The 20,320-nt window shown below is 64.3% G+C and carries 22 protein-coding genes; 8 read left to right on the forward strand and 14 right to left on the reverse strand.

The features are described from left to right. Nucleotides 1-93: 93 nt before the first annotated feature. Nucleotides 94-552 carry a hypothetical protein gene (locus GKE62_RS14825; RefSeq protein WP_154692906.1) on the forward strand — a complete coding sequence of 153 codons (459 nt, stop codon included), beginning with the start codon at nt 94-96 and terminating at the stop codon, nt 550-552. Between the two features lie 327 nt (nt 553-879). Here GKE62_RS14825 and GKE62_RS14830 read toward each other — a convergent pair whose 3' ends face one another. The 13 genes from GKE62_RS14830 to GKE62_RS14880 form a co-directional block, all read right to left on the reverse strand. Beyond that, the gene (locus GKE62_RS14830; protein WP_230206725.1) at nt 880-2,097 is read right to left on the reverse strand and encodes an FAD-binding oxidoreductase; all 1,218 of its coding nucleotides are present in this window, start codon (nt 2,095-2,097) and stop codon (nt 880-882) included. Further along, on the reverse strand, nt 2,061-2,276 hold the full coding sequence (locus tag GKE62_RS19100; protein ID WP_230206726.1) for a hypothetical protein: 216 nt from the start codon (nt 2,274-2,276) through the stop codon (nt 2,061-2,063). The genes GKE62_RS14830 and GKE62_RS19100 overlap by 37 nt, the downstream gene beginning before the upstream one ends. After that, nucleotides 2,273-3,325 carry a hypothetical protein gene (locus GKE62_RS14835; protein ID WP_154692907.1) on the reverse strand — a complete coding sequence of 351 codons (1,053 nt, stop codon included), beginning with the start codon at nt 3,323-3,325 and terminating at the stop codon, nt 2,273-2,275. The genes GKE62_RS19100 and GKE62_RS14835 overlap by 4 nt, the downstream gene beginning before the upstream one ends. Before the next feature lie 73 nt (nt 3,326-3,398). Further along, on the reverse strand, nt 3,399-3,635 hold the full coding sequence (locus GKE62_RS14840) for a hypothetical protein (RefSeq protein WP_154692908.1): 237 nt from the start codon (nt 3,633-3,635) through the stop codon (nt 3,399-3,401). Nucleotides 3,636-3,647: 12 nt separating this feature from the next. Then, nucleotides 3,648-3,866 carry a hypothetical protein gene (locus GKE62_RS14845; RefSeq protein ID WP_154692909.1) on the reverse strand — a complete coding sequence of 73 codons (219 nt, stop codon included), beginning with the start codon at nt 3,864-3,866 and terminating at the stop codon, nt 3,648-3,650. Nucleotides 3,867-3,928: 62 nt separating this feature from the next. Further along, nucleotides 3,929-5,056, reverse strand: a complete 1,128-nt coding sequence (locus GKE62_RS14850) for a M20 family metallopeptidase (RefSeq protein ID WP_230206727.1) — start codon at nt 5,054-5,056, stop codon at nt 3,929-3,931. Nucleotides 5,057-5,061: 5 nt separating this feature from the next. Then, the gene (locus GKE62_RS14855; RefSeq protein ID WP_154692910.1) at nt 5,062-6,270 is read right to left on the reverse strand and encodes an MFS transporter; all 1,209 of its coding nucleotides are present in this window, start codon (nt 6,268-6,270) and stop codon (nt 5,062-5,064) included. A 6-nt stretch (nt 6,271-6,276) separates the two neighbouring features. Then, nucleotides 6,277-6,408: a hypothetical protein gene (locus GKE62_RS19465; RefSeq protein WP_255453329.1), complete on the reverse strand. Its 132-nt coding sequence runs from the start codon at nt 6,406-6,408 to the stop codon at nt 6,277-6,279. Between the two features lie 26 nt (nt 6,409-6,434). Next, nucleotides 6,435-7,925 (reverse strand): carboxypeptidase M32, encoded by a 1,491-nt coding sequence (locus GKE62_RS14860; protein ID WP_195908424.1) that lies wholly within the window; start codon nt 7,923-7,925, stop codon nt 6,435-6,437. Next, nucleotides 7,918-8,820: an alpha/beta hydrolase gene (locus GKE62_RS14865; RefSeq protein WP_195908425.1), complete on the reverse strand. Its 903-nt coding sequence runs from the start codon at nt 8,818-8,820 to the stop codon at nt 7,918-7,920. Before GKE62_RS14865 ends, GKE62_RS14860 begins: the two co-directional genes overlap by 8 nt. 40 nt (nt 8,821-8,860) lie before the next feature. Then, nucleotides 8,861-10,111: a serine hydrolase gene (locus GKE62_RS14870; protein ID WP_154692913.1), complete on the reverse strand. Its 1,251-nt coding sequence runs from the start codon at nt 10,109-10,111 to the stop codon at nt 8,861-8,863. A 50-nt stretch (nt 10,112-10,161) separates the two neighbouring features. Next, nucleotides 10,162-11,121 carry a nitrilase-related carbon-nitrogen hydrolase gene (locus tag GKE62_RS14875; RefSeq protein WP_154693756.1) on the reverse strand — a complete coding sequence of 320 codons (960 nt, stop codon included), beginning with the start codon at nt 11,119-11,121 and terminating at the stop codon, nt 10,162-10,164. Nucleotides 11,122-11,148: 27 nt separating this feature from the next. Then, complete coding sequence (locus GKE62_RS14880) at nt 11,149-13,149, reverse strand: TonB-dependent receptor (protein WP_195908426.1); 2,001 nt, start codon at nt 13,147-13,149, stop codon at nt 11,149-11,151. Between the two features lie 290 nt (nt 13,150-13,439). On the opposite strand from GKE62_RS14880, the gene GKE62_RS14885 reads away from it, so the two are divergent. From GKE62_RS14885 to solA, 5 genes are all read left to right on the forward strand, one after another. After that, nucleotides 13,440-13,991 (forward strand): helix-turn-helix domain-containing protein, encoded by a 552-nt coding sequence (locus GKE62_RS14885; protein ID WP_230206728.1) that lies wholly within the window; start codon nt 13,440-13,442, stop codon nt 13,989-13,991. Between the two features lie 102 nt (nt 13,992-14,093). Further along, entirely contained in the window at nt 14,094-15,176 is a 1,083-nt protein-coding gene (locus GKE62_RS14890) for a DUF1611 domain-containing protein (protein ID WP_230206729.1), read from the forward strand. Next, complete coding sequence (locus tag GKE62_RS14895; protein ID WP_154692915.1) at nt 15,152-16,144, forward strand: dipeptide epimerase; 993 nt, start codon at nt 15,152-15,154, stop codon at nt 16,142-16,144. The genes GKE62_RS14890 and GKE62_RS14895 overlap by 25 nt, the downstream gene beginning before the upstream one ends. Before the next feature lie 5 nt (nt 16,145-16,149). Next, nucleotides 16,150-17,172 (forward strand): Glu/Leu/Phe/Val dehydrogenase, encoded by a 1,023-nt coding sequence (locus GKE62_RS14900; protein ID WP_195908428.1) that lies wholly within the window; start codon nt 16,150-16,152, stop codon nt 17,170-17,172. Then, nucleotides 17,169-18,338, forward strand: a complete 1,170-nt coding sequence (gene solA, locus GKE62_RS14905; RefSeq protein ID WP_230206730.1) for an N-methyl-L-tryptophan oxidase — start codon at nt 17,169-17,171, stop codon at nt 18,336-18,338. The genes GKE62_RS14900 and solA overlap by 4 nt, the downstream gene beginning before the upstream one ends. A 20-nt stretch (nt 18,339-18,358) precedes the next feature. Here the strand turns inward: solA and GKE62_RS14910 are convergent, their stop codons facing one another. Next, nucleotides 18,359-18,835 (reverse strand): Lrp/AsnC family transcriptional regulator, encoded by a 477-nt coding sequence (locus GKE62_RS14910; RefSeq protein ID WP_154692917.1) that lies wholly within the window; start codon nt 18,833-18,835, stop codon nt 18,359-18,361. Between the two features lie 106 nt (nt 18,836-18,941). Here GKE62_RS14910 and GKE62_RS14915 point away from each other — a divergent pair, with 106 nt between their 5' ends. Together GKE62_RS14915 and GKE62_RS14920 are read left to right on the forward strand one after the other, a co-directional pair. Then, nucleotides 18,942-19,961 (forward strand): Glu/Leu/Phe/Val dehydrogenase dimerization domain-containing protein, encoded by a 1,020-nt coding sequence (locus tag GKE62_RS14915; RefSeq protein ID WP_154692918.1) that lies wholly within the window; start codon nt 18,942-18,944, stop codon nt 19,959-19,961. Continuing rightward, the gene (locus GKE62_RS14920; protein WP_154692919.1) at nt 19,958-20,314 is read left to right on the forward strand and encodes a nuclear transport factor 2 family protein; all 357 of its coding nucleotides are present in this window, start codon (nt 19,958-19,960) and stop codon (nt 20,312-20,314) included. Before GKE62_RS14915 ends, GKE62_RS14920 begins: the two co-directional genes overlap by 4 nt. The last annotated feature ends 6 nt before the right edge of the window (nt 20,315-20,320 follow it).

Raw genomic sequence — 20,320 nt, forward strand, 5'->3', positions numbered from 1 at the left:
AATCGGCATCTCATAATTAATATTACGATGACATATATACCGGCGGTTGCTTATTGAAAGACCCCACCTCTCGATGGGGTCTGGGAGCAGCACATGCTCGCCGCCGCCGAAGCCCTCGTAGCGAAGGGAGAAGCGAAAGGCCCGACCTGGCGGCAGCCTGTCGGCGACCTGCGCGCCGAGCAGCGCCGGCTCGGCTCACGCTGGCTCGTGACCGACTTCGTCAGACTGGGAAGCTCGTTGGCTCATGCCAACCTGCTCCTCGCCGGCGGCGGCGGCGATCTTGCGAGCCGGATCGGGCGCCGCGAGCTGCCTACTTCGCCGCAGTTTTGCGAAAAGCCGGGCCATTTTTCGTATGAGCGCGACAGTCCCCGCCGCATAGCCGCGTGGACGCCCACGGCGCGTGTCGTCGATCATGCCGCGGTGTTCGGCGTGGCCGCCTGGACGAACCAGCACTTCCCGTGCCGGGCCTTGCTCAAGGCGTTCGACGACCGACTTCGCGGACCACTACACCACGCGAGGAGTTACCGCCGGTCAGGCTGCTTATTGACGTGATGTCTATATCAAAGGGGCTTCGTTACCGAGCGTTGCCGAATTAGGCGCGGCGGCGACAAAATGCATGAAATTAGGGCAGTCTCGCTCTATTCGTACCTCGATGTTGCCAACCTCGTCGGTATCGACGGATACCGTTTGCTTAGGTGAGCGGGTACTTCGTACCGAATGAAGCCGAGTTTACTCATCTCGTCAGTCAACAAAAGTAAAGGTAATCTGCTACCGAGACTACGAAATGGAGGCCTAAATTTCCGCAATATAGACCCGATTTTTAAAGTCAAATTGCAATAATGGCGAAAACACTTAAACAAGTGTGTTTGCACGGCGAGCTCATGTGGCCTCCGGGACCGTTTTGCCTGGGTTTAGTATGCGCAGAGGATCGAGTGCGGATTTTATGTTCTGCATGACAGACACCGCTTCGCCATGCTCTGCTTCCATGAGATCAAGTTTGTGCAAGCCAATGCCGTGCTCGCCAGTCATGGTCCCGCCAAAGCGCAGCGCCCGTCGAGCCACGCTAGCTGCGAGGTCGTCGGCACGCTGACGCTCTGCGGGGTCGTCTGGATCAAACAGAACCAAGACGTGGAAATTGCCGTCGCCAACATGACCGACAATCGGGCAAGTCAGGCCGGATGCTTGGGCTTCGGCCTTGGTCTCGAGAATGCATGCGCTCAGTGCCGAGATCGGCACGCAAGCATCGGTCGCGAAACTTTCGCACCCGGGCTTAAGGCTTCTTCCGGCCCAGAAGGCATTATGCCGTGCTGCCCATAACGCCGTGCGCTCCTCCTGCGCCTGAGCCCACTGCAGGGTGCCTCCGCCATGGTCCTGCGCAATTCCCCGGACCTGCTCGACCTGTTCGGCGACTGCGGCGGGAGAGCCATGGAATTCGAGAAACAACGTTGGCAGAGCCACGAACTGGGAGAGTTTGGAATAAGCGATGCAGCCCTGCATTTGGACCTCGTCGAGAAGCTCAACCCGCGCCACGGGAATACCCATCTGAAGCATGATGATCACCGCATCGACCGCACCGGCGAGCGTGGCGAACTGGCAAACACCGGCAGCAATCGTCTCCGGGATCCCGAACAAACGGAGTTGAAGTTCGGTAATTACGCCGAGCGTTCCTTCCGAGCCGATGTAGAGACGGGTGAGATCATATCCCGACGAGGACTTGCGCGCCCGGCTGCCGGTCCTGATAATCACTCCTTGCGGGGTGACGACGGTTAAGCCCAGCGTGACATCTCGCATCGTGCCGTAGCGGACTGCGTTGGTGCCAGAGGCGCGGGTCGCTGCCATGCCTCCCAAGGTTGCGTTCGCACCCGGGTCGAGCGGAAAGAACAGGCCCTCCGAACGCACGAAAGCATTGAGCGCTTCGCGTGTCACTCCGGCCTCGACCCGGCAATCGAGATCGGCGGCACTCACGGCGAGCACGCGGTCCATGCCCGACATATCGAGGCAGACACCCCCTTGGATGGCTTGGATCTGGCCTTCGAGCGAGGTGCCGACGCCGAACGGGATCAGCGGGACGCGGTACTGGCCGCACGCCGCGACCACCGCCGCAACGTCGTCGGTCGATTGGGCGAACGCGACAGCGTCGGGGGAAGCAGGTCGTGAAGGCCTTCTCCTCGCCCGTGCGCCTCGCGCGCGGCGCGTTGCGTCGTGATCCGCTCTCCGAACCGGGGTTTCAGGCGCTCGATCACGCCCGCAACAGCAGGCTTGTCGATTGTGGTCACGCATCGATCCCTTCGCGCGCACCATGATACGCGCGTGGGTCGAGCTTGCGCAGCACCGAGTCAATCCCCTCGCGATTGAAACCTTTGAAGCCATCGTTGCGCTCGATGTTTTCGAGGTGGGTGACGATCGACCCTTCGAGCCGCAGCTTCTCGGCTTCATCTGCGCCGATGTGCCCCGTCGCTTCGAGCGCATCGACTCGCTTGGGATCGACAGCACCCCAGTCGCCGGTGGTGAGCTCTTGGTAGAGGTGCGGCATGTCCGAGAACGGCGGCATCATCTCATGGCCTTCCGCCCCGAGCTGTGAGCGAAGGGCGCGCTGATCGTAAAGCGCGGCAACGTGGTTGAGCCCCGCCTCGAGAATCGATTCGCCGAGAAGCACCGAGAGCAGGCCAGCGCGGCGGTGCCGGGGCAGCTCGGGAAGGGGGTCGTGCGCGAAATCGATTGTTAGCTCTTCGGGGGCGAGGTCGACATCGGCGAAGATGGTCGAGCCGATTACGGGCTGTTCTAGCACCTGGCTGCCCCAGCCGGCGAGTTCTCCGGCGTAAAGCATTTCGCGCAGCTCGTAGCCCAGCTTCTCGAGTATCCGGATGGTGGCCCGGTAATGCTGACGCGAGCTGTCGTAGGTATGGTGATCGATGTTCGCCCAACCGATCCCGGCCGCATCCTGTCGAGACTTTTGCACCCGACCCGAGTGGCAGCGGCGAAGCCAAAAGGCGCGTTCGGCCTTAAGCCACAGGTCGCAAGCCCGGTGCTGGCCCAGATCGGCAACGGCCGCGTCAACAAGTGCCTCGGTGTGGGCCAGACCCTGTTCGACGCTGTCAAACTCCCGACGCCGCGCAAGAAAGGCTTGCAGATGTATGCGGGCTGCGCGGGTCGTCGCCTCATCCTCGTCCGGGACCGAGAACCCCGAGTAGCCGTTCCGCTCAACTACGCCGAACTCGGCCCCTCCGCCCGCAAAGACCAGCGCTCGGCGCATCGGCCCGAACGACTTACCCTGGATGGCTTGTCCCGGGGCGTGGATCTGGACGAACTGTTCACAGGATTCCACATGCAGCCAAACACGCGACTGCGTCCCTGGGCGGACGGTTGGGAAACTGCCGGAAGAGTTGACGAAACTTCCATCACGTGCGGCGAGCCAGCCGTCCCCCCTGGAATCGCCCGAGCTGTGCGATATCCGGGCATTCGATGGAATCGACGATGTCGCGAACCCGGACGCCGGTCGTCTCGAGAAGCTTGCCGGCGAAAGCGGAAGCTGCGGGCACTCGGGCAAGGGCCGCGTCGAGAAACGCTTGAAGACACGTCTCGGCAGCGGGTTGCGGCAACCAGCTGCGATCCTTGTAGGCACCATGACCGGACATCGTCGGGTTTCCTTATTGTGTGATGTTCGCTGCGCAGTCGCGCGGCCAGCGCAAGGTGAGTGACAACGGCCGCCGGAACTTGTCCCCACGGATCTCGATCGCAGCCATATCGGTCGTAAATTCGAGGCCACGGTCGAGCAGCGTGTTGAGGGCGGTCTCCACCTGGAGACGTTTGAGATGCGAGCGGAGGCAGCACTGCGGCCCGGCCGCGAGCCCGAGATAGCGGGTCAAATGGCGATCCGAATAAGGGTCGACCCTATCTGGCGGCGAGCTGGCCCCGGGTTCAGGAGCGCTCACTCGAGTGTTTCCATGAGGCGCATCAGCAACCGCATCCGCGGCTCGATGCTGGAGATGTAGAGACGCTCCTCAAGCGTGTGGCCGCCGTCACCATCGACGCCGAGACCGTCGAGCGTGGGGGCGATCGAAGCGGTGAAGTTGCCGTCGCTCCCGCCGCCCGTCTTGAGGTCGACCAGATCGAAGCCGATCTCGGCAGCAAGCGTGCGGGCATGCTCGAACAGCGCAGCTATCTCCGGCGACTTCTCGTAGCCGGGACGGTTGATCCCGCCCTCGACGACCAGCTCAACGTTTGGATCGCGCGGGGTAAGACCGCGGATTCGCTGCCCGATCTCCTCGCCGATTTCGGGGTTGGGCATCCGCACGTCGACCTCGACTTGCGCGTACTCGGGGACCACGTTGACCCGGGTGCCACCGCTCACCAGACCGACATTGACGGTGAGCTCGCGGTCGTAGTCGGTCATCTCCTCTAGCCGCTCGATCTGGTACGCGATCTCGCGGATCGCGTTGTGCCCCAGGTGATGCTCGACCCCGGCATGGGCCGGTACACCGCGTGCCGTCACCTTGAAGTTGGCGATCCCCTTGCGCGCCGTGACGATCTTTCCGCCCGAGCGCGCGGGTTCGGTCACCAGTACATAGCGCGCACGGCGCGCCTCGCGTTCGATATGTTCGCGCGAAGTACCGCTGCCCATCTCCTCGTCGCTGACCAGCAGGTGACGGATCGGCAGCCGAGTCTGCCGTCCTTCGGCGCCCAGCTGCCGTGTGGCGGCGAGAGCGAGGTAAGCACCTCCCTTCATGTCCTCGGTGCCCGGACCATAAGCCCGGTCGCCTTCGATCTTGAATGGCAGCGCCGAAGTGAGGGTTCCGAGCGGATGGACGGTGTCGATGTGACTGAGAACGAGGATACCCGGCCCGTCAGCGCGGGCTTCGGGACAGCGCCGGGTCTCCACGGCCAAGATATGATCGCCGAATCCGTTGCGCCCCGGAATGCGTTCGACCGCGACCCCGATCGCCTCGTAGTCGCATTGCACCCGGTCGGCCATCCGCGTCATGGCAGCAAGGTCGTCGGTCGGGCTCTCGATCTCTACCCAGGTCCTGATACCCGCGAGGATGGTCTCGGTTAGCACGGTCGTCAGAGTCCTTGTTCGCTGTTGATTTCGATCTGGCGCGCGGCATCGACGGTCGCGACGTACCGGCGGCTGGCAAGGGCGAGCATGACGGTCGCTGCGACCAGCGCGGCCATGGCCGTCGCGACGGTCGCAACAAGGAGCGCGCCACCGGACTGGCCAAGTTGATCGGAGACGAACCCGACCACGCCAGGGGCGAGGGCCGAGAGAATGATGTTTACGAGGATCGCCACCGCGATCAGGCGAGCGCGCAGGGGCGCGGGGATGAGGTCCTGGAGCGCGGTCGGGAAGGCCATGGCGCCGGTCCCGAGGAAGAGGAAGCTAACGCCCATCAGGACATATATGTCGTTGGCGCTCCTGACGAACAGGAAGGCTGGGCTGAGCAAGGCGGTCAGGCAGGACGCGGACGCGAGCAGCCATATGGTGTAGGCTGGGCCGAGACGACGAGCCAATGTGCCCCCGAGCCCTATGACGATCACCATTGCGGCCAGAGTTGAAATGAGCGTAGCCGTGCCGACGCCGGCGCCGACGCTCGCTGGGCTGGCGCCCATTTGCCGCATGGCGACCACAGGCATGAACGCGCCAAATGCCGACATACCGAAGATCAGCAAGCCGACCCCCGCATAAATCGCACCAAGCGTCCCGATCTGCGCGCGGAGGTAGGGCCAGGCGGCCGTGGTCGAGCGGAGCTGTTGAGTTGCGGTGAGTTTGTCCGGAGCCTTGCTCAGTCGCAAACTAAGCACCGCAAGCGCGAACAGCGGGCCAGGCACCGCGAGCGCCAGCAGCGCCAGGCGCCAGTTTTCGAGCGTGACCAGCGAGTGCGGCAGCGCTGATCTCACAGCGCCGATCTGCTGGACCAGAAGTCCGATCAGCGCGATGACCCCGCCCGATGCGACCCGACCGACCAAGGTGACCATCGCGTTGGCCGTCAGCCTAGACCGCCCCTCGAACAAGGTCGGAATGACCGCATAGGTGATCGGCAAAAGGCTCGCTTCGCCGACCCCCACGATGGCGCTGGCGACAAACAACTGCGGAAAGCTTTGTGAGAGGCCGCAGGCCGCGACAGCGGCGCACCACACCAGGACCGAAGCCGAGAGGATCAGGCGGCGATCGAACCGGTCCGCTAGCCACGCGATCGGATAGCCGGCGCAGGCCGCGAACAGCGCCACCCCAAGACCCTGGATCAGACCGATCTGGAAGTCGGTGAGGCTCAGCGAGCGTTAGATCGGGTCGGTCTGTAGCGTGATCACCATCCGGTCGGCGTACATGTAGAGCCCGACGCAGATGAGGACGCCCAGCGTCCACCATGCGGCCGGAGATGCTCCCGCGAAGGGGTTTTCGCGTCGAGGCATCGCGCCTTGGATCGAGCCCGCGGCGGTCATGCGCAGCCGTACCGCTGCTCGATATGAGCGCGCAGAGCCGCCGGCGAAAGGGGCTTGCCGGAAATTTCCTTCACCAGCTCCTCGGTGTTCAGGGCGGCGCCGCGGCTCCAGACGTTCTCATCCAGCCAGCTTCCCAGCTTGCGGAACCCTTTGGGTCCATCCTCGTCGAGCGCGGGGCTTGTCTCTGCGAAACGGGCAAACAGCTGCGCGGCGATCATCGCGCCGATCAGATACGCGGGGAAGTAGCCGAACATCCCCTGCGACCAGTGGATGTCCTGTAGCGGGCCGGTCAGCGCGTCGCGCTCGGTGTCGACACCTAGCAGGCTCTGCATTTCCTTGGACCAAAGCAGAGGCACGTCGTCGGCCCCGATGTCGCCCGCTATCAGCGCGGCCTCGATCCGAGTGCGCAGTATGACATGCGCAGCGTACGTAACCTCATCGGCTTCGACGCGGATCCGGCCGGGCGCTACCCGTGTTAGCAGGCGCTGCAGGTTATCGGGGAGGAAGGCCCGTTGCGACCCCAGGGCCTTGTCGAGGATGCTCGAGAGCGCGCGAACGAAAGCCGGGCGTCGCGCCAGTTGCCGCTCGAAAATCAGCGCCTGGGCTTCGTGCATCGAGGCCGAGCAGGGCTCTCCTAGCGGCTGGCCTCGCCATGCTTGTGGCAAACCCGCCTGGTAACGCGCGTGGCCAGTTTCGTGGATCACTGCGAGGAGCGACTGCAGGCAGTCGTCGGCGGCGAAGCGTGTCGTTACGCGGACGTCTTCGGGTGTGCCCGCGGTAAACGGATGGGCGCTGATATCGAGGCGGCCTTTAGCGAAGTCGAAGCCGAGCAGCTCCATCGCCGCAACGCAGGCCTGCCGCTGCCGCTCGAGATCGAACGGCGCCTGCAGCGCCTGCGGCTCACGCCCGCTCTGGCGCGCCATGATCGCCCGGATGGTTCCCGGCAGCCATTCGCCGATCTCGCGGAACCAGCGTTCTACGGTCGCGCTTCGCAATCCCGGATCGAACCCGTCGAGCAGAGCGTCATAGCGCCCAACGCCTAGAGCATCGCCGATCCGGTCCGCGACTTCCCGTACGATGGCGAGGAGGGCGTCGAGAGCTGGGGCGAACTGCGCCCAGTCGTTCGCGGCGCGAGCCTCGCTCCACGCTTGGGCGGCGGCAGCGGTCGCTTCAGCCCGCAGAGCGACCAAGCTGTCGGGAACCGCGGCTGCGAGCCGGCGGTCGCGCTCCATTAACTTAAAATTTTCGCGATCGGACGGAGCAAGCGGCTCGTTCGCCGCATCCGTAAACAATCCGTCGAGCTCGGGTGCCGCCTGCAATGACTGGAGCACCGCAGCGAGCTCGGCCTGGGCGGCGCCGCGTGCTTCTGCGGCCGCGCGTGGCATGTAGGTGAGCCGGTCCCAGGTGGCCAGAGTCTGCAGGTGCTCAAGGTGATAGATTCGCATCCGTCGCGCCTTGAGCGCCTGGTAGGCTGGCGCCTCACCCATGGCGAAACATCGTGTAGAAGATACCCCGTGCGATCCCCGCCGGCACGACGGTGCGATGGTCTTCATCGGGGTGGATGACAAATTTGAAGTCGAACCCGGGAGCCCTCAGAGCCTTGAGCCGAGCGGCGAGCTCGCTTGGATACGTCACCATTCCGCACGAGCGGGTCATTTCGACATAGTTCTCCTCGCTCGAGGGAAATCCGGTTACGGGGTAGGGCGGAAACGGCGGGTCGGCCTCCTCCAGTTCTCCTGTAGAAAGAAGGAAACGGGCCTCTACCGCGCCACTCTTCACGGCCTCGATAAAGCCGTCAACGAACTGGAGGACCCAGCGGTCGTTGACCCAGATCGAGGGGCTGACGGCGACGTATTGGCGGAACGAAGCGGGATGGCGCAAGATCGCATAGAGCGTGGTCAGCCCGCCCAGCGAATGACCCATTAGGGTATCGTCCGCCGAGACCCGGGTGTAGGCGCGCACCCGGGGCTTAACCTCCTCCTCGACGATCCTAAGGTAGTCGTCGATCCCTCCGAAGTCCTCGGGCTTTGCTCCCATCGATCGCATCCAGCCGCGCTCCGTCACCGCCAAGGGCGTCGCCGGAGTGAGATCGTAGGTCCGCACCTGTAGAGCCTTGGCGACGCTGTCCGTCTGGTAGGCGATGCCGACGATCACCGCCTCGCGCACCTCCGGCCACCGCTCCTGCACCCGCGCAGTGTCGACCGATATCCCGAAGTGCAGGTTGCCGTCGATCAGGTAGACCACCGGCCATCCTTCTGGCGGCGGGTCCCCGGCAGGCTCGGAGATTAGCAGCCGGTAGCCGGTGCCGTTGATCTCAGAGGTGAAATCGATCCGGTGCGCGTTGAGCGCCATCTCGGTTGAAGGACGGGATGCTTCGCTCATCATCGTTGCTCGTTTCGCTCGATTGCAGCTCGGGAGTCCGTCACAACGGCCAGGCCCAGTGGATGCGATCATCGGGAGTGGTGCCGACGTTCAGGAACTCGCGGCGCCCGGGATAGGTCATGCGGTAGCGGCGCATGCGCGAGCCGTCAGCATGATGGTCCTGCACCAGTTCGAACGCGTCTGGGGGCTCGCCCGCCCAAAAGTTGACCGGGCCGCGGACCGGACCGGCTCGATCGATCGCGATCTGGAACTCGGGGGCGAACCATTCGCGCTCCGCCGAGCGATCATCGCGCAGCAGCTGTGCCCGCGCAGTCGCAGTAAGGTCCGGCCGCTCGTCCTCGATCGCCGCCTGGATGAGTGGAGTCGCGCCCGGATCGAATGCCTCGAGCGCGGCCAGCGCCAGCCACCGGATATGGCGGGTCGTTCCGGGAGCGTGGTTGCTGAGCGCGAACACGCCCGACCGGCGCGCCTGGTTGAGGTAAACCATTGCGGTCCAGCCATCGTAGTGCCCGCCGTGATGGGCCAGCGGAGCCCCGTCCAGCGTCTCCAAGAACCACCCGGCCCCGTATGGAACAGCGCGATCCTGCGCTTGTGCCGGCTCAAACAATTCCGCCCCGGTCGAGCCGGGAACGGCCTCGCAGGCGAGAAGCCGTTCGAGCCAATCAGCGGCGCCCTGGGCGGTGAATGCGACATCGCCGTCACCAATAACTTCGCGCGCCAGGCTCTCGTGGTCGCGTGTCTCGGCCGGCCAAGCGGCCGCGTTCGCGGCACGCGCCCAGTCAGGAGTGGCGACGCGCGCGCCCGTGACGCCGACGCGGTGCAGGAGGTCTCCGATCAGCACGCCGGCTGGTTGCCCGCCGACTTGCGCGGCGACGAACCCAAGAAGGATGTAGTTGCTGTTGGAGTAGCTCCAGCAAGCGCCCTCGGGCGCGATCGGGGGAAGCTCGCCCGCGCGCTTCATGAACTGCGCGCGCGTGTTCGGTGGCAGTTCGTCGTCGCTATAGTCGAGGTATTCGGGCAGCCCGCTGGTATGGTTCAAAAGAGACCGAAGCGAACGGTCGGCCCAAGTAGACGGGAGGTCGCCAAGGTATTCGCCGATCGGCGCCGACAAGCTTAGGGCACCGCGCGTCGCGAGCTCAAGGATCACGCACGCCATCAGGTGCTTGCCCGATGAAGCGGCCTGGAACCAGGTCCGGTCGGTCACGGATCGGCCCGATCCCGGAGCGTCTTCGCCTTGGAAGACAATCTCGCGGCGGCCCGGCGCGACAATCGCGAGACAGCAACCCGCCATGTCAGGATGCGCTTGCAGGCGCTCGCCTGACCTATCCGCCGCCGGCGAGGTCACAGCGTGATCGCGGCGCTGGGCAGGGGACCGGCCCGTGCGTCTTCATAACTGCGCCGCTCGACGATGAGGCCATAGTCCTCGATGCGCCGGTGACGGGCGAAGTTGAACAGGTCTTCGCGATAAGGCTGCGCCGCATCGAGGTCGCAGTCGGCGACGATCAGTTCGTCGGCGCTGCTCGAGGCGACCGCTGCCAGCTCGCCCGTTGGCGAGGCGATCGCCGAGCCGGCGAGAAGGCGTGCGCCGTCCTCCACGCCACATTTGGCGGTCGCGGCAACCCATAGCGCATTGTGGTGGGCACCTGACTGGATCGAGAGGTGGTTCTGGAATGCCGACAGCGCGTCCGAAGCGGGATAGAGATCGGGATCCATCGGCGTGTTGTAGCCGATCAGCACGACCTCGGCCCCTTGCAGGGCCATGACCCGGTATGTCTCGGGCCAGCGGCGGTCGTTGCACAGCGCCAGCCCGATGCGGGTGCCAAATGCCTCAAACACCGGGAAGCCGAGGTCGCCGACCTCGAAGTAGCGCTTCTCCAGATGCTGATGGGTAAGCCCGGGTTGCGGCTCGGCGTCGCCGGGCAAATGGACTTTGCGATAATGCCCGACGATCGCGCCTCCGGCGTCGACCAGGACCGCGCTGTTGAAGCGCTGACCAGTCGCGGTTAGCTCGGCGAAGCCGAGGAAGAAGCCGATGCCGTGCTTCGCGGCACCGGCGAACAGCGGCTGCGTAGTCTCGTCGGGCATCGCGCGCTCAAACCAGCCATTGAGCGTCGCCGGATCCTGGATGACATAGCGCGGGAAGAACGTGGTCAGCGCGAGCTCGGGAAACACTATAAGCGCGGCTCCAGCCGCGCTGGCCTGGCGCATCAACTCGAGCATCCTGGCGACGGCACTGGCGCGAGGCTCGGCGGGAGAAATCCCGCCGAGCTGGCCGCAAGCGATCCGCAAGACACGCGCCATCATATCCCTAGCCCGAGCGCCGCGCGCTCAATCGAAGTTCACGCGCAAGGTCAGCCCATAGCTGCGCGGGCGGATACGCGTGGCTTGGTCGAACACCGCGACAGGTGAGAACAGGAATGTCTCCGCATCCTCGTTGAAGACGTTGAACACGTCCGCCGAGAGGTCGAATTGCCCGAACTGAACGCCCGCACGCAAGTTGACCAGGTCCTGCGGCGCGAGTTTGTAGTTCTCAGTGGTCGTCCCCGGCATGCAGATGCCGGTGGCCGCGCTGCAAGTGTTCGCGCGGGTGATCGAGAACGAGGAACTGGCATGCTGGTAATCGGCGCGCCAGTAGGCGGCAGTGCGTTCGCTCAGCGCGATCCGCTGGTGCAGCGAGGCCGACGCGGTGAACTTGGGAACGTAATCGAACGGCTCTCCAGAATTAGTGTCCTGGGTCGTCCTGTCGTATTCGACTTTGTTGTAGGCCGCGGTGAGGTCAATCCCGAACCCAGCCGGCAGCCGCGCGGTGAGGGCACCTTCGATACCGGGTCCCGAGGCTTTGCCGCCGTTGGTGGTCTCGGTGAAATTGACCCCGTTGATCAGGACCACGCCCTGCGATTGGCGATTCTTGTAGTCAACGTAATAGCCGGCGAGCTCGAAGAACAGCCGGTTGTCAAGCAGGGCGGCCTTCGTCCCGACCTCGTAGCTCCACAGCTTCTCTGGTCCGTAAGCCGAGCCGCTGCCGCCGTTGAAACCCCCGCTGCGGAACCCTTTGGCTGCGGTCGCATAGACCGAGATGGAGTCGGTGAAGCGGTACAGCATGTTGACCCGAGGACTGAACGCATCGAACGATGCACGGCTGGTCGGGAGCGCCGTTCCGTTCGACCTGCCCGCACTCTCGCGCGTGTCCCAGTAGTACCGCAGCCCACCGCTGAGCTCGAGCTTGGGGCTCGGTCGCCAGGTGGCGTCGCCGAAGACCGCCTTGGATTCTGAATCGACCGGATCGTCACCCTGCCGGGCCAGCGGCGGAAAAGGGCCACCGAAAATCGTCGCGGTGCGATCGACCTCGGAATCGAAGTCTCGGTACCAGGCCCCAACCACCCATGAGATCGGCGCTGAGGCATCGTTCGAGGCTAGGCGCACCTCTTGCGAGAACTGCTTGTAGACGGTGTCGAAGTTGATGACGATCGGCGGGCTCGGGATCACACCGACAATCAGGTTGTGGCGATGCTGATAGCCTGTGGCCGAGGTCAAGGTCACGCCGCCGATGTCGACGTCGACCGACAAGTTGATCAGATGGCTCTTGTCGCTGCTCGGCGCCAACGAAGGCAACTTCGAATTTATAGTGTTGCTGTTGAGGTCGCTAAGATTGTTGGTGTCCGTCTTCTGATCGACATACTGATACATCAGGGAGACCCGGCCCGCGGGCGTGGGCTGCCACAGCAGCCGCGCGCGGCCGAAGGTCCGCTCTACTCTGTTCGCGTCCTCGATCTTGGGTACGGTATAGTCGATCCAGCCGGCGTAGCGCTCGTGTCCCCCAACCAGGCGCAAACCCAGCTTGTCCTCGATTAGGGGCACGCCGACCGCTCCGTTGACGCGGTAGCCCACCTCGCCGTGTTGCTGCGAGTAGACATTGCCCAGAGCGTAGCCGGTGGCTCGCTGCAGATTGGGCTCCTGCGTGATGTAGCGGATCGTTCCAGCGACCGATCCCTGGCCGTAAGTCGTACCCTGAGGCCCGCGCAACACTTCCACTCGCGCGATATCGACCAGCGGGAACGGCGGATCGCGTTGTTGCTGATCGACGCTGATCCCGACATCGTCGACATAGATGCCGACGATCGGCAGCCCGGTGCCGCTGCCGGGATCGACCCCTCGGAGGATGATGCGATCGGCCCCTGGGCTGAGCGAGACGATGTTGAGGCCCGGAATCGAGTATTGGAGGTCACGCAAATCGGCAGCGCCGCGGTCGAAGATCTCCTGCGCAGGCACCGCCGTGATCGCGATCGGAACGTCCTGGATGCGCTCTTCCCGCCGGCGGGCTGTTACCACGATCGTGCTTGAGCGACTCTCTTCGTCGCTAGCCGCGGGCTGTCCGGCTCTAGGATCAGCTTGTGCGTATAAAGGGCTGGTCCATCCGCCGGCGCCCAATATCGATGCCGCGAGAAGTCCTCCACTCAGCTTCCGAATCCCGGCCACGTGTCCCTCCTGCTGTTTTGACAACCATGATGGATAATTTTTAATCCGTCAATCGGCGGTGGACGAAGGGCGCTAACCCGTGGCGATTGACCCGGCAGCCGCGACGCGCCACGTTTCCGCCCCTGACTGCAAGCGGGGGCACAGTGGACGAAGCGGAGATCGGGCGAAGGCTCCACGAACTGCGGGTTGAGCGTGGCCTGTCGCAGCGCGAACTCGCGCGCCGCGCCGGCACGACCCATGGCACCATCTCTTTCATCGAACGCGACAAGATCAGTCCGTCCATTGGCACGATGCGGCAGATTCTGGACGCGCTCGGACTGACGCTCGGCGAGTTCTTCGCGCCAGATGCCCAACCGCCCTCATCGTACTTTTTCCGCCGCGCAGACCTAGTCGACGTTGGCAGCGGCGGGGTTGAGCTGCTGCAGGTCGGACGCTCGCTCAAAGGCCGGCCGCTCCAAGTTCTGCTTGAGTTCTACCCTCCTGGCGCGGAGACCGCGCGGGCGCCGTACCGGGTCGACGGCGGGGAAGAAGGGGGTGTGGTAGTCGAAGGCGAGATCGAGGCGACCGTCGGCGACGAAGTCCGCATCCTCCATCAGTACGACGCGTACTTGTTCCCGACCTCGCTGCCGCATCGGCTGCGCAACGTCAGCGACCGGCGTTGCGTCATCGTGAGCGCCACCACTCCGCCTGTCTGAGCGGAGGATAGTACTCCGGCCACCGCCAAACCGCTTGTGCTTGGTGAAACTCGTGCGTATCCCTGTTTAAAATATTCGCCAATGGCAGGGGAGTCGGTCAGCGTGGCCAGTGCGCAGGGCGCCAAAATTCAACGGGTCGGCGACAGCTCGACCGCGAGCCAGCCGATCGTGCTGCGCAAGCCTTATCTCCTCTTCCTCGGCGACGTATCGGATCCCCTGACTCTCAAGACGGCTTTCGGCCTGCGCGACTGGATTCCTGGGGACGTGGTCGGGCAGTGGCGCCTCACCAAGACAACTCTCGACCTTGGTCTGACCGATCTCGATCCCGAAGCCGCGATCACCGCAGGTGCCGGTTCTATCGTGATCGGGGCCGCCCCCAGTGGCGGCGCCATACCTTCTGGCTGGGCGCGTGCCCTCCTTCGGGCTGTCCAAGCAGGCCTCGACGTGGTGAGCGGCCTGCACGCTAGTCTCGATTCAGTTCCGGGACTTGCCGCGGCCGCGGATCGCAGCGGGGTTCGACTTCATGACGTCCGGAAGGCGCCCCCGGGCCTACCGGTCGGAACCGGCGCCAGACGCCCCGGCCGGCGGCTGCTGACCGTGGGTACCGATTGCGCAATCGGCAAGAAATACACGGCGCTGGCGCTCGCGCGGGCGATGCAGGCGGCGGGGGTGGATGCAGAGTTTCGCGCCACCGGGCAGACCGGGATCCTCATTGCCGGCACGGGAATCGCCCTCGACACTGTGGTCGCGGACTTCATGGCTGGCGCCGCCGAGGCCGTCTCGCCCGCGGCTCATCCAGAGCACTGGGATGTGATTGAAGGCCAGGGATCGCTGTTCCATCCTTCTTACGCGGGCATTTCACTCGCGCTACTTCACGGCTCGCAGCCGGACGCCTTGGTCCTGTGCACCGACGCGACGCGAGTCGAGATCGATGGTTGTCCCGGTTATCCGCTGCCTTCGTTGGCCGAGGCCATGCGCCGCAATCTCGAGGCCGCGCGGCTGACCAATGCGGCGGCGCGATTTGTCGGAATCGCCATCAATACCTTGCCGCTCCCAGGCGAGGCCGCGGCGACGCTAATGCGCCGCTTGGCTGACGAGCATGGGATTCCTTGCGTCGATCCCCTGCGGTCGGACGTGCAGCCGATCGTGGATGCCCTCGAATGCCGTCCTTCAAATTCACGCTGAGCTGCGAGAGTTGGCGGCTGGCGCGGCCGTTCAGCATTTCGCGGGAGACCATCGATGTGGTCCCTTTGCTGACTTGCGCGCTCCGCCGCGACGGAGCGGTCGGGCGCGGTGAAGCCGTTGGCGTCGATTATCGCGGGGAAACCCCCGAAATCTTGGCCGCGCAGCTGCGGGATTACCTGAGCGACCGAAAAACGCTGCCGTCTCGCCAGGAGTTGCTTGAAGTTCTGCCGGCAGGCGGAGCGCGCAACGCGCTCGATTGCGCGTTGTGGGACCTTGAGGCCAAGTCGGCAAAGCAGCGCGTTTGGCAAGTCGCTGGACTACCCGCGCCGTGGCCACTTGTGACGGCCTACACCATCAGTCTGGCCGAGCCCGAGGCTATGGCGGCAGCGACGGCTCTGGCGCCAAACCGCTCCATGCTCAAGCTGAAGCTCGGCGGGAATGACGGGCGCGATGTCGAGCGCGTGGCCGCGGTGCGCCGCTCCGCACCGGAACGCACCCTCGTGGTCGACGTCAACGAAGGCTGGTCGCTTGCCGAGCTCAACTCTGCGGCGCCGCAACTTGCCGGATTGGGCGTCGCCTTGATCGAACAACCACTGCCCGTGTCACGCGAAGCCGAGCTTAAGGACTATAGCGGCGCGGTCGCGTTGTGCGTGGACGAAGGGTTCGACGACCTGCAGAGCTTCAACGAACTCAGCCCGTCGTACAGTTGCATCAACGTGAAGCTCGACAAGAGTGGCGGGCTGACTGCCGCACTCGCCTGTGCCGATGAAGCCGATCGTCGGGGCCTGAGCCTCTTCGTCGGCTGCATGCTGGGAACATCGCTGGGGATGGCGCCCGCCTATATTCTCGCGCAGCGCGCCCGGTATGTCGACCTCGACGGACCTTTGCTGCTCGAGCGCGACCGCGACCCGGGAATAACCTTCACCGATGGGGCCATGGCGCCCTTCTCACATGAGCTATGGGGCTGATCTCGATGGAACCCTTCGATACCATGGCGCGGACCACGTGTAAGCGGGTCCTCCTGCTGCAGGACCACACAAGCGGACTGCAAGCGGCCATTGCGTTGGACAGCCTGACCCTCGGCCCCGCACTCGGCGGGATTCGCACCCAACCCTATCCAGACTTCGCCGCCGCGCTTGCCGACGCACAACGGCTCGCGTCCGCCATGACCTTGAAAAATGCCATTGCCGGGCTGCCGGGGGGCGGCGGCAAGACGGTCGTCATCGACCACCCCGGTCTCGACCGGCGTGCCGCTTTCGCTCGGCTGGGGCAGTTCATCGAAGACCTGGGGGGCCTTTATCGTGCGGCAGGCGATCTCGGCACGACGCATCAGGACCTTCTTGCGGCAGCGAGCGTCTCCCGCTTCGTCAACACGTCGGGCCAGGCCTTGGGTGACGCGACGGGCCAAGGCGTGGTCGCCTGCATGCGCGCGGTCGCGCGCACGCGCGGAAAAGAGCTAGCCGACCTGACAGTGGCGATTCAAGGTTGCGGCCTGATCGGCAGCGGGGTGGCCCGCGAACTTAAGCGACAAGGTGCCAAATTGATCGTGGCGGACTTGGACGAGAACGCAGCACGCCGCCTAGGTGCCGAGCTTGGCGCCGGCATTGTCGCGGCGGAGCAAGTCCTAACGGTGCCGTGCGACATCGTCTCGCCCTGCGCGATCGGCGGCGTCATCACACCCCTGATCGTCTCGCAGCTTGCCGCCTGGGCAATCTGCGGGGGAGCCAACAACCAGCTCGCCGAACTCGGCGCAGCGGAAGAGTTGGCGCAGCGCGGGATTATCTTCGTGCCCGACTTCCTTGCCTCGGCTGGCGCAGTGATCGTCGGCGCCACCCAATCGCTGATGGACGGAGCCGATCCGCAGCCCCTGATCAGCCGCTTGGGCGCCACGACCGCCACGATCATCGCGGAGGCGGAGGCGTCCGCCCGAACGACGGTGGAAGTCGCGACCGAGATCGCGCGGAAGCGGATCGCCGCTGAGGAGAACGCCGCGTGAGAGCCGATGTCGCAGTGGTCGGGCTCGGCGCGATGGGCAGTGCCGCCCTCTATCAGCTCGCGCGAGCCGGCGTGAAGGCGGTCGGCATCGACCGGTTCGCCCCGCCGCACGACCGCGGCTCAAGTCACGGCGAGACGCGGATCACGCGGTGCGGCGTAGGTGAGGGAGAGGCTTACGTTCCGCTGGCGATACGTTCGCACGCGATCTGGCGTGAACTCGAAGCGGAGACCGGAACAGACCTACTCCTGCAGTGCGGCTTCATGGCGATCGACGGGGCTCCCGGCGCCGAATTCCATGGCAAGCCAAGCTTCTTCGAGTGCACCCGCGGCGGCGCCGAGCGCTTCGGGGTGGCTTATGAGGACTTGTCCATTGATGAAGCGCGGAGACGTTTTCCGCAGTTCCATTTCCGCGGTGACGAACGGCTGTATTATGAGCCCGGCGGCGGGCTTGTGTATCCCGAGCGCTGCATCGCGGTGCAACTGCACGTGGCGCGGGCGCTCGGCGCAGAGCTCTGTCTGAACGAGCAGGTGCTTAACATCGTCCCTGAAAGCGCAGGCGTCCTGGTCGAAACGGATCGACAGCGGGTCCTGGCTGACCGGGTCGTTCTGGCAGCCGGGGGTTGGACTCCCGCCCTGGTAGGCGAGGCCCTCGCTCCAATGCGCTTGCTGCGCCAGGTGCTGCATTGGTTCGCGTTGGAGGAACCGGCAGTTTACAGCGCCGATCGGTTTCCGACCTTCATCTGGGCGCACGGTTCCGGCCCCCAGGAAAACTTCTATGGGTTTCCGATCGCGCCGGGAGCGACCGGCGGGTTAAAGGTCGCGACAGAGCAGTATCAGTGCCCGCTCGAGCGGCCCGAAGCTATGGACCGCAATGTGGTCGCCTCGGAGTCCACGGCCATGTTTGCCGACCATGTGGCCGGCCGACTACGCGGAGCACGCGCGGAGACGATCAAAGCCACCGCGTGTTTTTATACCCAAGCTCCCGACAGCGACTTCGTTATCGACTGCCACCCCATGAGCGAACGTATCGCCGTAGTATCGGCCTGCTCTGGGCATGGGTTCAAACATTCTGCGGCCGTCGGCGAACTCGTTGCGGCCTGGATCGGCCAAGGCAGCGCCCCCCCGAAAGACTTTGCCCTTCGGCGCGCGGGGATGGGGGCGGCGTGACCTTGCCTGCAGGTCACAACTCAGCCGGCTATCCCCGCCCCAAGCGGCAAGGCGGTCGTCGATTTGACCTCACTTAGAACCACGCTCGATTCAACCTCGCGCACGCCTGGCAACTGCGACAAACGCTCATAAAAGAACGTTTCATACGCCTTAATATTTGGCACCCTCAGTTTGACCAAAACGTCTATGCCTCCCAGCAGGACGTAGCATTCCTGAACTTCGTCGAGCGCGGCGATCCGCTCGCGAAAGGCGCTGGTGGCGTCGCGGTCATGGGCCCCCAGCTTGATCGTGGCGTAAATCGTAACGCTGAGCCCAACCTTTTCTGGATCCACCAACCATACCTGCCGCTCGAGATATCCGGCATCACGCAGGCGCCGGATCCGCCGCCAGCATGGCGGTGGAGTCATCCCGATGCGCGACGCCACTTCTGACACCGACAACGAGCCATCGGCCTGAAGGATAGTCAGAATTGCGAGGTCGATTCGGTCTAGGGACATACTTTCTCCTGATTTGGTCGAATAGCGCTAACGACCTTACCCAAAATTACCTAAATGGCCAATTTGCGTGGATGAATTTCCCGTAAAGCGCCGATATACTTTACACATGAGCACCGCCGACCTCGACTCCTCCGATCACGAGCTGGTCGCCATCTATCGCGACGCTGCGAGCGATCTGGTCGCGATAGTCGCCGTGCACGATCGCGCACTCGGTCCCGCGATCGGCGGCTGCCGAATGTTGCCCTACGCTACGCTTGAGCATGCTCTGACCGATGTCCTGCGACTGTCGCGAGGGATGACCTACAAGTGTGCGATCGCGGGCATTCCTTACGGGGGCGGTAAGGCGGTCATCATTGGCGATCCGCTGACCGCCAAGAACCCGGCGCTGCTTCACGCGTTCGGCGATTTCGTCGAGAGCTTGGGCGGGCGCTACATCACCTCTTTTGATTCCGGTACAACGCTAGACGACATCCGCGTCATCGGCGAACGCACGCAGTATTCCGCTGGTTATGCCGATGGCTACGGAAACGCATCCGCCTCGACCGCGATCGGCGTGTTTCATTGCATGGCGCGAGCTTGGCGCGAAGTTGGAGGCACCGACTTGCGGGGCGTTCGCGTCGGTATCCAGGGCTTGGGAAACGTAGGAGCGCGATTGGCCGGTCTGCTAGGCGAAGCCGGCGCGGTGCTGACCGTGGCCGATACGGATCCCGCGCGGGACGCGCAACTGTTTGGCGCGGTTGTTGCCGCCGATGAGATTCTCTCAGCGGATATCGATATTCTTGCGCCGTGCGCGCTCGGTGCGATCCTCAACGAGCGCTCTATCCCCACCATTCGCGCCCGCGTCATCGCTGGCGGTGCTAATAACCAGCTGGCAGCAAATGAAGACGCCGATCTCCTGCGGGCCAGCGGCATCCTCTACTGCCCAGACTACTTGACGAACGCCGGGGGGATTGTTGAGCTGCACCACCAGCGAATGGGCAGCACGCCGGAAGCCCTTGCTGCGCACTTGGCGACGCTCGCGGACACGCTAGGGGAGGTGATCGTCACCGCTGCGCAGTGCGGGAAGTCAACCGCCGCGGTCGCAGACCATATGGCAGAGGCCCGCTTTCACGGCGCACGGGGATGATCGCCGGCGCGCTTGTCGAGCGCTATTATGCGCAAATCGACGCTGATGATGTTGATGGTGTGCTCACGCTCTTTCATGACGATGCCGTTTATCACCGCGCCGACTCGTTGTTCGTCGGCAAGCCGCGGATCGCCAAGTTCTTCCGGCACGAACGGTTGATCCGCGGCGAGCATCGGATCGAAAAGATCCTTTCGCTCGGCGATGAGGTGGTGGTGATCGGGCGGTTCGAAGGGGAAGGCGCGTTTGGCGACGCGCGCTCGATCGGGTTTGTCGATCTTTGGTCATTGGACGAAGGCAAGGTGCGAGGACGCCGAACTTACCTGGCAACCGGCCATGAGGTGGTTCAACAATAAGCCGCC

The sequence above is a fragment of the Novosphingobium sp. Gsoil 351 genome (genome assembly GCF_009707465.1).
GTDB lineage: Bacteria > Pseudomonadota > Alphaproteobacteria > Sphingomonadales > Sphingomonadaceae > Novosphingobium.